The following is a 12,640-nucleotide window of genomic DNA, read 5'->3' as shown; positions in this document are numbered from 1 at the left end:
TTTCAACTCCCTTTGTACTTTTTATCTATGTTGTTAAAAATCAAAATTATTTTTGTGCAATATGACATCTTTTTTATTGGAATTCTACTTATTGCACAAATTGTATTGATTTGAATTGTTTATTTTGCTAAAATACCATTTGCACAAGTTGCACAATCACACCCGACGGTTATTTGACATAACACCCAAATTATATTCTTTATTCATAAAATAAGCTTGAATTTCGGCAAAATTTCCTGATTTTAGTAAAAAATGACCAATCACAAAACAAAGGCATTTATTTCAAACATCACACATTAATTTTTTAACATATAGTTGTAATAAGCGCTGACAATTGTTATAATTATAGGGTAACGCAAAACAGAATCCGACCGTGAGTCGGGGAAACGGAGCTGCACGATAATGAAACTTAGAAATCTCCTTGTAAATCTTGAATATACGGTTCAGGGAAATCTTGATACCGAAATTTCGGATATTATCTATGATTCGCGAAGGGTTAAAAAAGGCACGGCCTTTGTGTGCCTTAAGGGCTATACCTCAGACGGACACAGGTACGCAAAGTCAGCCGTTGAAAAAGGTGCGTCGGCACTCGTTATCAGCGACAGCCTCGACTTTAAAGTGCCGAGTGATGTTGCCGTTGTAAAGGTTGATGACACAAGATACGCTCTTTCGCTTATGAGCATTGAATTTTTCGGACATCCCGAGGATGAGCTCTACACGGTTGCAATCACAGGCACAAAGGGCAAAACCACAACAACAGCAATGGTTGCGGAAATTTTTGAACACGCAGGAATCAAGACCGGCACAATCGGAACACTCGGTGTTGTTTACGGCGGAGAAACCCACAAAACCGACAACACAACTCCCGAATCATACATTATTCAGAAATCAATGCGTGATATGATTAACGCCGGCTGCAAGGCTATGGTAATTGAGGCATCGTCAATCGGACTTAAACACAGCCGTCTGGCAGGCATGACTTTTGATGTCGGCATCTTTACAAACTTTTCGGATGACCACATCGGCGGTGTTGAACACAAAGACCTTGCGGAATATCTCTACTGCAAGAGTCTGCTTTTCAGACAATGCAAATTTGCCGCTGCAAATATTGACGATCCCGCATGGAAGGATATCACAAAGGATTTCAAGGGTTCTGTTCTCACCTACGGTTTTGCCGACAATGCGGACTTGAAGGGCAAAAATGCTCATCTTCTCTCCGAAAACGGATTTGTCGGTGTTCACTTTGAAACAGAGGGAATCAAAAATCTTTCTGTTGATGTTGACATTCCCGGCAAATTCAATGCATACAACGCACTTGCGGCAATTTCGGCAGTTTCATTCTTTGACGAAATTGAAGATCAGATGATTATTGACGCTCTCAAGGTTGCCAAGGTCAAGGGCAGAGTTGAGCGTGTGCCTGTTCCCTACAACTACACACTCATCATCGACTACGCACACAACGCACTTTCAATGGAAAATGTACTTGAAACACTTCGCCAATACAATCCGCACAGACTTATTACAATGTTCGGTGCAGGCGGCAACCGTCCGAAAGTTCGCCGTTATGAAATGGGCGAAACCTCGGGCAGACTTTCAGACCTTTCGGTTGTAACGGAAGACAACTCAAGATTTGAAGATGTTATGGACATCATTGAGGACATCAAGACAGGTCTTGCAAAAACAGACGGCAAGTATGTTGTCGTGCCGAACCGCAGAGATGCAATTAAATATTGCATGGACAATGCCGAGGACGGAGATATTATCGTACTTGCAGGCAAAGGTCATGAGGATTATCAGGAAATCAAGGGTGTTAAGTACCATATGGACGAGAGAGAAATCATTGCTGATATTCTCAACGGCAAAAGCTAAACCCATAAACATATAAATACAGTAAAAAAATCACGGTCGGAAATCAATTCCGACCGTTTTTTCATACTCTTATTAAGTTAAATAATCATTCCGCCGTTTACACCGACAATCTGTCCCGTGATGAACCTTGCCCTGTCGCTACAGAGAAACACAGCAGTTTCTGCAATATCATCGGGCATACCGAGCATATTAAGCGGAGTTTCCTCCTTAAGCTCCTGTACGGTCTGCTCATCAAAGCCTTTCATCATATCGGTCATAATCACACCGGGACAAATACAGTTGACACGCACTCCCGACAGACCGACCTCCTTGGCAAGACCTTTGGTAAGTCCGATTACACCCGCCTTTGACGCACTGTAATGCACCTCACATGATGCACCGACCTGTCCCCACATTGAGCTGATATTGAGAATAACACCGCTGTGGTTCTTAATCATATATCTTTTGAGTGCCTGTTGCGAGCAGTAGAAAACACCGTCAAGGTTAACCCCCGTCATTTTCTTCCATTCATCGGGAGTTATGTCGGTAAACAGCTTTTGCTGTGCGATGCCTGCATTATTGACAAGTACATCGAGATTACCAAATCGGCTGTCGATTTCATCAAACATTTTGCAAACACTCTCATAATTGGAAACATCTGCCTGCACCGCAAAGGCATTTATTCCGTATTCATTTGTAAGCTTTTCGGCAAGGCTCTCGGCTTTTTCGGAATTTTTTGCAAAGTGCAACGCAACATCGCAACCGCATTTTGCAAAAGCAACGGCAGTCTGTGAACCGATTCCGCCCGATGCACCTGTTACAAGTATCTTTTTTATCATATCAATACCCATGCAGGGTCGGATATCATCCGCCCGTTCGTGTGTATTACACACGATTGAACATATTGTGTTCAAATTTAAACATAGTATTGATTACATCAAAACATATTTATCGAACACAAATTCTTATTAAAGTGGGCGGTCAAAGAAAAGACCGCCCTTTGTTTATTTTACTTCTTAAAACTGTCTTTAAGGCTTACACTGCGGTTGAATACGAGGTGCTCGGGTGAGCTGTCCTTGTTGTCAATGCAGAAATAGCCGTGGCGCATAAACTGATAGCTCTTCGGAGCCTTTGCACCTGCAATATTCTTTTCAGCCTTACAGCCTGTGAGAACTTCAAGTGAATTTTCGTTAAGATAATCGAGGAAGTTTCTGTCGCCTGTATCGGGATCGGGAACCGTGAAGAGGTTGTCGTAAAGTCTTACCTCCGCATCAAGGCAGTTGTTGGCGTCAACCCAATGAATTGTACCTCTTACCTTTCTGCCGTCGGGAGTATTTCCGCCCTTTGTTTCGGGATCATACTCTGCGTAAACTTCGACGACATTGCCGTTTTCATCCTTTTTGCAGCCTGTGCATTTTACGATGTATGCAGACTTGATTCTTACCTCGTTGCCGGGATAAAGGCGCTGATACTTCTTTACGGGTTCTTCCATAAAGTCGGTTTCTTCAATATAAAGCTCACGGCTGAAAGTAACCTTTCTTGTGCCGTCCTCAGGACGGTTCGGGTTGTTCTCAACCTCAAATTCTTCGCTCTGTCCCTCGGGATAGTTTGTAATAACAAGCTTAACAGGCTTTAAAACGCACATTGTACGCTCTGCTGTTTCGTTAAGGTCATCACGCAGACAATGCTCAAGAAAGCCGTATTCAACAATTGAATTAACCTTTGAAACACCAATCTGCTCAATGAACGAACGAATTGACTTTGGTGTGTAACCCCTTCTGCGAAGTCCGCAGAGTGTGGGCATTCTCGGATCGTCCCAGCCGCTTACATAGTTCTTTTCAACGAGTTCACGGAGCTTTCTCTTCGACATTACCGTGTTGTTAATTCCGAGTCTTGCAAATTCAATCTGTCTTGGCTTGCACGGAACGGAAATATTGTTAATTACCCAGTCATAAAGCGGACGGTGAGCCTCAAATTCAAGTGAACAAAGGCTGTGCGTAATGCCCTCAAGAGCATCCTCAATCGGATGAGCAAAGTCATACATAGGATAAATGCACCACTTGTCGCCTGTTCTGTGATGCTTGAGTCTGTTAATTCTGTAGATAACAGGATCACGCATATTAAAGTTACCCGACGCAAGGTCAATCTTTGCACGGAGAGTCATTTTGCCGTCCTCAAATTCGCCGTTTTTCATTCTCTCAAACAAATCAAGGCTTTCTTCTATAGGACGGTCACGGTACGGACTCTTTGCAGGAGTCTGTGTGTCGCCTCTGTATTCTCTCACCTTATCGGGAGTAAGCTCACAAACATATGCAAGTCCCTTTTTGATAAGCTCAACGGCAAATTCATACATCTGATCAAAATACTGTGATGCATAGAAAAATCTGTCGTCCCAATCGTAACCGAGCCACTTGATATCCTCTTTGATAGCGTCAATATATTCTACATCTTCCTTTGTAGGGTTGGTATCGTCCATACGAAGATTGCAGATTCCGCCGAAATGCTCGGCAGTACCAAAGTCAATGCAAAGAGCCTTTGCATGACCTATGTGAAGATAGCCGTTCGGTTCGGGAGGAAAACGGGTGTGAACCTTTTTACCCTCAAATCTTCCGCCCTCGGCAGTATCCTCTTTTATAAAATCCCAGATGAAGTTGCCCTGAACGGCAGCGTCACCCTCAACATTCTTTATTTCATCAGCCATTTGCCGTGTACCTCCGTCAGTAGAATTATGCGCCGAGCTTTTCAAGACCGATTTCAAGTCTTCTGAGCGACTCTTCTCTTCCGAGAATGTCAAGAATTTCAACAGCACCGCCCGGAGTTACTGTCTTGCCTGCCGCGGCAATTCTTACAGGCCACATAACAGTGCCGTTTTTAAGCTCTTTTTCAACTGCCATATTGATGAGGCAATCGTGAATTGAAGTGTTGTCCCAAACAGGCATAGCCTTTAATCTTTCATAAGCCTCACTCAATACAACGGGAGCGTTTTCAAGATTAGTCTTGCTCTTCTTATTTACGAAAAGCTCCTTGTCATATTCGGGAAGTTCTGCAAAGAAACCGAGCATTTCGGGAATATCCGTAAGCTTTGTAGTTCTTTTCTGAAGAATTTCGGCAAACTTCTCAAAAGGCATTTCTCTGTCACCGAAAACCTTCTTATAGTATGGCATACAAACATCCGTAAATTCTTCGGGAGTCATAGCCTTTAAATACTCACCGTTGAACCATGAAAGCTTGTCATAGTCAAAAATTGACGGTGACTTGCTGATACCGCTTACATCAAACTCTTTTTCAAGCTCTGCAAGGGTAAAAATTTCCTGATTATCCTTTGGACACCAGCCGAGAAGTGCAATATAGTTGATGATTGCCTGTGGGAGGTAGCCCTCGTTAATGAGGTCATAGAAGCCTGTTGCGCCGTGACGCTTTGAAAGCTTTGAAACATTGCCGTCGGCGTCCTTGCCCATAATGAGCGGAAGGTGGATATATGTCGGGATTTCCCAGCCGAATGCCTCATAAAGAAGATTATATTTCGGTGTGGAGCTTAAATATTCACAACCACGGACAACATGAGTAATGCCCATTGTGTGGTCGTCAATTACATTTGCAAAGTTGTATGTCGGGTAACCGTCAGTCTTAATGAGAATCTGATCCTGAAGTTCGCTGTTGTCAACGGTAATTTCACCGAAAACCGCGTCTGTAAAGGTTGTACTGCCCTCAATCGGCATTTTCTGACGGATTACATAAGGTGTACCCTCGGCAAGTAGCCTGTCAATTTCTTCCTGCGGAAGATTACGGCAATGTCTGTCATAACCGCCGCCAACGCTGTCCTCCTGTAACTTTTCAAGTCTTTCCTTTGTGCAGAAACAGCGGTAAGCCTTTCCCTCTTTTATAAGCTGTTCGGCATAAGGAAGGTACATATCCTTTCTTTCGGACTGAACATAAGGACCGAAATCGCCACCGATATCGGGTCCTTCATCGTGTTTAAGTCCTGCAAGCTTCATTGTATCGTATATAACATCAACCGCACCCTCAACAAGGCGTTCACGGTCGGTATCTTCAATTCTGAGAACAAATTTACCGTTTTGTGATTTTGCAACGAGGTACTCATAAAGAGCAGTACGCAGGTTGCCGACATGCATAAAGCCTGTCGGACTTGGTGCATATCGTGTACGGACAGTTTTTTCAGCCATAATAATATCCCTCCGAAACTTATGTTTTAGTGTGCCGATCGGCGCATTTTTCACCCACAGCACAATTGTCACATATATACGGCTTATTATATCATATTTTTCACACTGTTTCAAGTCTGTATGGGTGCAGTCAACAGCCTCCGTCAATATCCCCATCTGTCAAAAAATCTGACGGTCTGATATGTCAAAATATAGTTCTGGCTTTCATGGAAGGCACTCTGAACCATATCGGGATTATACATATACATAATGCGGTGCTGAACCGCGTCTTTGTTCTCATCAAAAATATAACTTACCGCCTGAATACAAGCCTCGTTAGTACCGATTTTGGTACTGCCTGTGTAATGACAGTTTTTAATTACCGATTCAACAGTCGGGTAGCCGTCAAAGCACATTGCGTCCTTTACAGACTGTGCAATAAGCGCCGCACCGATAAAACCTCCCGAGCCGAACTCACCCATACAAAGCCTTTCAAGCAAATCTCTGTCCTCATCTGTGAGAGTAACCTTTGCACATTCATAGGTTTTGTCCGGATTATCAATCGCAACAAGATAACCTGCGTCCCATTGTGACTGATAGTCAACAGGTTCTTTGGGCGGAATTGCGGTTGCAAACGGAACCGTTGCCGCCTCAGTAGTAATTGGCTGAGTTGTAGCCTTGGCAGCCTTTGTTGCTTTAGTCGCTTTGGTCGCCTTGGTGGCTTTTGTTGCCGGCTGAGTTGCAGCCTTTGGCTTTGCTGTGGTTGTTTCAACGGGAACTGTTGCAGGAACCGCCGTTGTAGGCACAATCCTCTGAATATTCGGATTAACCCTTGCCATTGCCGACTCCTTTGGAGTTTCGCCTGCATTAAGCGTTCCGTTTGAGCAGACAAACTGCAGTACTACAAAAACGGAAATCACAACAAGGACAACCGACAAAACTTTGTTGATATTTTTATTAAAAAACTTCATCGTTTCACCGCCGTTTAATACTTCTAAACACAAACAATTTATGTGCAGTAAATATTACACACGCCTTAATTATACCACTGTACACGGTTGTTTTCAACTTGGAAACTCTACAAAAATGGACTGCCTTTTTTAAACAATACTACCGAAGAAGGTAAAATATTACCTATAAAGCAAAAGGGGGAGTGCGAAAAACAGCCCAACAAAAGCAAGAAAGCACATAACCGAAAACGATGACGGTTATGTGCCTTTTGCGGTTTATTTATATATATTCTTATGTTTAAATTTTATAAATTCGCCGTGCTTCACAAAATAAGTCAGGCTGTGAAGAAATGAAGTTTAAGACTTCGTTCTTCGCAGCCCTTTTTACTGTAAAAATATTTGTTTATACTGACTGTTTCTCAGCTCTTCTGTACTTTGACGGTGTTGTATCGTAGTACATTTTGAATGCTCTGTTGAAATTTGAGATGTTGTTAAAACCCGACATTCCTGCAATTTCTATGACGGGAGTGTCTGTTGTTGTAAGAAGCATTGCCGCTCTTGTGAGTCTAAGCTCATTGAGGTAATTTACAAATGTTGTATTCATAAGCTCCTTGAAGAGGTGTGATACATAGTAACGGCTAAGACCTGTTGTCTGTGCTATTGTATCAAGAGTGATACTGTCGCAGAAATTGTTGTTGATATACTCTGTAATTCTGCGAAGAGCACGGTACTTTTTGCCCTGAGCTTCAACATCACAAATTTTCACAAGACCGGATGAGAAAAGAATGTAGAAAATATCGTACATTTTGCCGTGAACAAGAATCTGAAAATACTCATGCTTTTCATTCTCGGCAGTAATAACTGTGTTAATATCGTCAATAAGGTTGTTGTAACGGTAGTCGCCTCTCGGAATCTTTGCAAAGTGAGTACAGTTGCCTGTTACAAGACCTCTGATGAGGCTCTGCGGAATAAATTCCTGAGTAAGTGACGCGGGATTTGAAAGGTTAAGAAGGACAACCTCAACCCTTGCGTTGCCTGTGTTGTTTATCTTATATCTCTGGTTAGGTGAAATAAAGTAAATGTCGCCTGTTGAGAGCGAATAAGTGTCAGCACCCATTTCAACGGTCATATAGCCGTCCCTTACAACAGCCACAAGAACCTCGTTGTGAACATTCCACATATTGCTGTCAATAATCATTTCACCGCAGACTACTCTGTAAGCTGAACTGGATGCGGTTGCCGAACGCAAGAAATCAAAATTCATAATAATAACCCCGATTCTAAAAAATTATGTCTTCAAACATTTTGTGTCTGAAAACAACACAAATAATCACTGCAACAATATAATAGACTTTATGCACAATAAAGTCAATAATTACGACAAATGTGCAAAAAATAAATGTATAAACTGCAATTAGTGCAAATTTTAAATATTCCGCTGTCTGCTGTATGTTAATTGATTTTTTATTCTACGCAATAATGTATCAATTTTTCTACTGATAATTGTTATGATTGTTTCCGAATCAGACATTATTATTTAACGATTTTAATATGAAATGTTGCCAATCATACGGCAATTAAAATGATTCGTTTACATTTTCAAGCTGTTTTTTAAATTCATCAACAACATTTTGCGGTGATATAATTCTGACCTTTCCGCCAAGACCGAATACCCAAGCGTAGAACTGTTTGCTTGTCATAATATCAACCGATACACCGAATGTTGTGTCGCTTTCCTTTGTAACAAAAATATCCCTGCCGAACCTGTCAACAATAACACCTATGCAATCATTGTCAACCGACAGCTTAACCGTAGCTTTTTCACCGCCGAACATTGAGAAAACGCCCTTTGAATAATCTGCAGGATCAAATTTTTCAAAGGTCTTTCCCCCGTCACGCTCATCATCAAGCACCTCGATATCGTCCATTTTGTCAACTCGGTAATGCTTTATACTGTCGGCACAGGTGTCATAGGCAATGAGATAGTAATTCTCATCATCCCAGCACAGCGCCCACGGTGATGCCGTATATCCGCCGTCCCTGATTTTTTCGCGCTTGACAATTCGCTCCGTTCCCGAAAAATCGAGTTCCAAACGGTAGTATTTGAACGAGATTTTGCGGTTGAGTGCTATTGCATTCTGAATTTTGTCAACCGAATAATAAATTCGTTCGTTCATGGTTTTGACTCGGTTTGAAATAACCACCTGACGCTGCAGCTCCTTGCCCTCATAAACACTGGCAAGACCCTCAATCTTGTGAATCAGCGAAAAGCTCTTTTTCTCGGTGATAAACTTTGAGCTTTGAATTGCGTCAACAAGAAGTTTTAATTCGGGAAGTTCAAAATCTCTGCTTCCGACATAATATTTCACGGTTGAGGATTTTGTTTTACAAATATCCATACCGAACTTTTCAAGCACCTGCAAATCGTCGTAAAGACTTTTTCGCTCAGCCTGTATTCCGTAGGACGCAAGCTCCGCGAGTATTTCGCTTGAGGTCAAGCCGTGGTTTTCGTCTGTTTTTTCAAGCATAATTTTGCGCAGATACAAGAGCTTTTGTTTTTGCATTGGATTTCTCGACACGATACCGTTCCCCTTTAAAAGATTAACAATATGTGTTCATTATATCAAATTTTCAATTCAAATTCCATATGCTTTTGAATATTTTTTACAATTATCACTTTTTAAAAATGATTGTTATACCGTATAAGAGAATACGGCTCACACAAACGGTCTGCGGCTTTCGTAAAAAACAAACGGTCGGGCAACCTTGCTTTGCGTTTTGCAAACTGTCTGCCCGACCATAACTTTTAACTATTCACTTTTCACTCTTCACCGCTGACAAAGTCAGCCTGTGTATGTTCCCATATACAACGGGATATCGCTTTCGTTATCGAGGATAACGAACATAAACGGACGGTTAAATTCTACCGTAACATCCGTGTCGGCGAGCTTTTGTGTTCTTTTTTCAAGCTCTGCCTTATCGCCGTTTGACTGCATACCGCCGATTCCGCCGGCATTGATTGAGAGCGACGGAGCGATGTCGTACATTGCGCTGAACGCAATATCATCGGAACGGCTCAGGTTTTTATAGCTTGAACGGTCAGCCGTGAACGATGAATTGATTCCGCTTTTTTCAACAATCTGCGTTACATCCTCTGCGGATTTGCTTCCGTCAACTGAAAATTCAGGGATTTTTGCCTTGGCTGTTTTGGTTACATCAACGCTGTCAAGCAATGTTGTGTACTCAAGGCTCGTAAAATCGGTTGCGTAATCATCAAGCGAAACACTTTCGTTCGGCATAATAACCATCATTTTCAGAGGCGTCTGCGAAAAATATTTCATAACGGCAGTCGCCTTGTTTGACTTCATATATGTTTCGTTTGAGGTCATATATGTAACTTCTTTTTCACCGTCAGCCGACTTAAACTTGCCCTTTTCAAGGTCGGTCTGTGCATAAGGATTAAGCCATCTGTCACAGATATCTGCCGCAGAAAGCGAAATTACGCTCTGCTTTGCGTCAAGATTTTTAAAAACAGAACCGCTGTTTGTGAAATCGGCATATTTTTTGTCAAGCTTTTTAAGAGCGTCATCGCTTGCATAATCAAAACGCAGAACATCCGTATCATAATAATCCTTTGTTGTCTGCAAAAAGCCTGTCATAATGTCGGCGTTGTCATTTGAGATAATTGAGTTTGAGAGCTTTACAAAATTCTTAGCACCGTTCTTTTCCGTATCATTTTCCGAGCTCTGCGAACTTTCGGGGGATTTGTCGGATGATGCGACAGACTGAATGCGGCTTGCAAAATATGACGCGCATTGGTTCATATTTTCAAGCGTCACGCCGCTGCAAAGTGCATTTGTGATTTCCTCCTGAGTATCGCCAGACGCACCGTTAGCCACCGCTTCAAGATTAAGCACCGCATTTGCGGGGCAAAATACATATGAACCGCTTTTGTGACGGTTTCTGAAAAGCCTGAGTTCAAAATCGGTTATTTTTGCGGAATAGGTATCATATGATGACGGGGCGGTGTCGGCACCGTCTGCATAATTGAATGTATCATCGGTTTTGTCGGAGCGTGTGTACTTAAGCGAAAGATTTTCGCTGTCCGAAAATTCATCGGGATTTGAACACGCCGTAAGTACTGTGCCTGCCATAAGAAGGCACAATGCAAAAGAAATTGCTTTTTTCATCATTTGTTATTTCCTCCATCAGATTCGTTGCAAAGCTTCTGTGCAAGTCTGAATATTTTTTCAGCCGAATCGGGACGGTGCAGCTCTCTGCACTTTGCCTTCATCTCTTCAAGCTTTTCTGTGTTTTTAACAAGGTTTACGATATCATCTGCGCCTGTCTTTTTTTGGAGCATAATTGCCGCGCCCTTGTTGAGTAAAAATTCCGCATTGTCCCGTTCCTGACCGGGAAACGCACTGTAAATTGCCATAGGAAGCGAACAGGCAAGGCTTTCGGTAACGGTAAGTCCGCCCGGCTTTGTAACAATAAGGTCTGATATGTGCATATAATCTTCAACATTCTTTACAAAGTAGAGAAGCTTGGTATTGTCCTGCATACCCGTTTCTTCAACCAGCTTTTCAAGGTTGGCAAACAGCTTTATGTTTCTGCCTGTGATGACAATAAACTGCATTTCGGAAGCACGCTGTGCAAGGGCTTTGTAAAAGCTCAGCACGCTTGTAACGCCGAAAGAACCTGCCATAAGCAGAATTGTAGGCTTGTTCGGGTCAAGTCCTTCACGCTCACAAATTGCCTTTTTGTCAAAAGGCTCTGTAAAGCGGTCAAAAATCGGGATGCCGAGCGGATATATTATGCTCTCGTCAACACCGTATTCATCAATAAGCTTTGTTGCCATATCAGGCTCTGCAAGCACATACGCGTCAACATACGGAACGATATATGTTCTGTGTGCGTCATAGTCTGTTATAAGGCTGATTGCCTTAACCTCAATTTTGTGCTGACGGCGCAGCTTTGAAATCATTGTTGTAACAAACGGATGGCACATAATAATCGCGTCGGGCTTGTACTCGTTGATTGTATCAAGCAGCTTTGCCGACATCATTGTGTTTGACTGCATAACAGCCTTGTACATAAGAGTTCTTCTGTCGGTAATTTTGTAAAATTTGCCGTAAACCTTCGGAATCTTTGTTGCCATAAAATGATAACCGTCACAAACGGTTTTATCGTACACCTTTCCGATTGTTTTCATAGCGTCAATAACCTTGACCTTTGTATCGGGGCTTACAGCTTTTATTTTTGATTCAATAGCCGCGGCGGCTCTTTTATGCCCGCCGCCTGTTGAGGCTGTGAATATGATTATTTTCATATCAATCCTCCGTAAACTTAAAATAAGCGCAAAACGGTTTTGCACGCAGACACGCTCAATGTTATTATACTTTTTATCGGCAAGTATTTCAATAGATTATTTTCTCAATTCGGCTGAAAATTGAATAAAATTTTTGCGTATCGGACCTGTATTTCGTCCATTCAAAAAGCCGTCAAATTATTTTGGGCAAAAGAACTTAAATTTATATAAAAATTTTTTCTAAATTTTGTGTTTTCACACTTTATTTTTTCAAAATTATATTGTAAAATAAAGACTGTGCTGTTGTATATTACAGTACAGGGTAATTAAAGGAAGTAATGAAAAATATTAGCCGTTGTTAAAAGCTG

At 41.9% G+C, this 12,640-nt stretch carries 9 protein-coding genes; 1 reads left to right on the top strand and 8 read right to left on the bottom strand.

The annotated features are described in order from the left end of the window. The first annotated feature begins 402 nt into the window (after positions 1-402). Entirely contained in the window at positions 403-1,869 is a 1,467-nt protein-coding gene (locus QDI94_RS09170) for a UDP-N-acetylmuramoyl-L-alanyl-D-glutamate--2,6-diaminopimelate ligase (RefSeq protein ID WP_278868502.1), read from the top strand. Positions 1,870-1,946: 77 nt separating this feature from the next. Here QDI94_RS09170 and ymfI read toward each other — a convergent pair whose 3' ends face one another. The 8 genes from ymfI to QDI94_RS09130 all read right to left on the bottom strand — a co-directional run bounded on the left by ymfI (position 1,947) and on the right by QDI94_RS09130 (position 12,293). Beyond that, positions 1,947-2,687 (bottom strand): elongation factor P 5-aminopentanone reductase, encoded by a 741-nt coding sequence (gene ymfI, locus QDI94_RS09165; RefSeq protein WP_278868500.1) that lies wholly within the window; start codon positions 2,685-2,687, stop codon positions 1,947-1,949. A gap of 170 nt (positions 2,688-2,857) precedes the next feature. Continuing rightward, positions 2,858-4,549 carry a glutamine--tRNA ligase/YqeY domain fusion protein gene (locus QDI94_RS09160; protein WP_101029803.1) on the bottom strand — a complete coding sequence of 564 codons (1,692 nt, stop codon included), beginning with the start codon at positions 4,547-4,549 and terminating at the stop codon, positions 2,858-2,860. Between the two features lie 25 nt (positions 4,550-4,574). Further along, positions 4,575-6,032, bottom strand: a complete 1,458-nt coding sequence (gene gltX, locus QDI94_RS09155; protein ID WP_278868497.1) for a glutamate--tRNA ligase — start codon at positions 6,030-6,032, stop codon at positions 4,575-4,577. 143 nt (positions 6,033-6,175) lie between these two features. Then, a complete protein-coding gene (locus tag QDI94_RS09150) occupies positions 6,176-6,982 on the bottom strand; it encodes a hypothetical protein (RefSeq protein WP_278868495.1) in 807 nt (268 codons plus the stop codon). 382 nt (positions 6,983-7,364) lie between these two features. Beyond that, positions 7,365-8,225 (bottom strand): helix-turn-helix domain-containing protein, encoded by an 861-nt coding sequence (locus QDI94_RS09145; RefSeq protein ID WP_101029800.1) that lies wholly within the window; start codon positions 8,223-8,225, stop codon positions 7,365-7,367. A 313-nt stretch (positions 8,226-8,538) separates the two neighbouring features. After that, positions 8,539-9,525, bottom strand: a complete 987-nt coding sequence (locus QDI94_RS09140; RefSeq protein ID WP_278868492.1) for a helix-turn-helix transcriptional regulator — start codon at positions 9,523-9,525, stop codon at positions 8,539-8,541. Between the two features lie 279 nt (positions 9,526-9,804). After that, a complete protein-coding gene (locus QDI94_RS09135) occupies positions 9,805-11,154 on the bottom strand; it encodes a serpin family protein (RefSeq protein WP_278868488.1) in 1,350 nt (449 codons plus the stop codon). After that, positions 11,151-12,293: an MGDG synthase family glycosyltransferase gene (locus QDI94_RS09130; RefSeq protein WP_278868486.1), complete on the bottom strand. Its 1,143-nt coding sequence runs from the start codon at positions 12,291-12,293 to the stop codon at positions 11,151-11,153. The genes QDI94_RS09135 and QDI94_RS09130 overlap by 4 nt, the downstream gene beginning before the upstream one ends. Positions 12,294-12,640: the final 347 nt, after the last annotated feature.

This window comes from Ruminococcus bromii (assembly GCF_928721825.1).
GTDB lineage: Bacteria > Bacillota > Clostridia > Oscillospirales > Acutalibacteraceae > Ruminococcoides > Ruminococcoides bromii.
The sequence above is the reverse complement of the archived record's forward strand: the minus strand, read 5'-3'. Positions and strand labels throughout refer to the sequence as shown.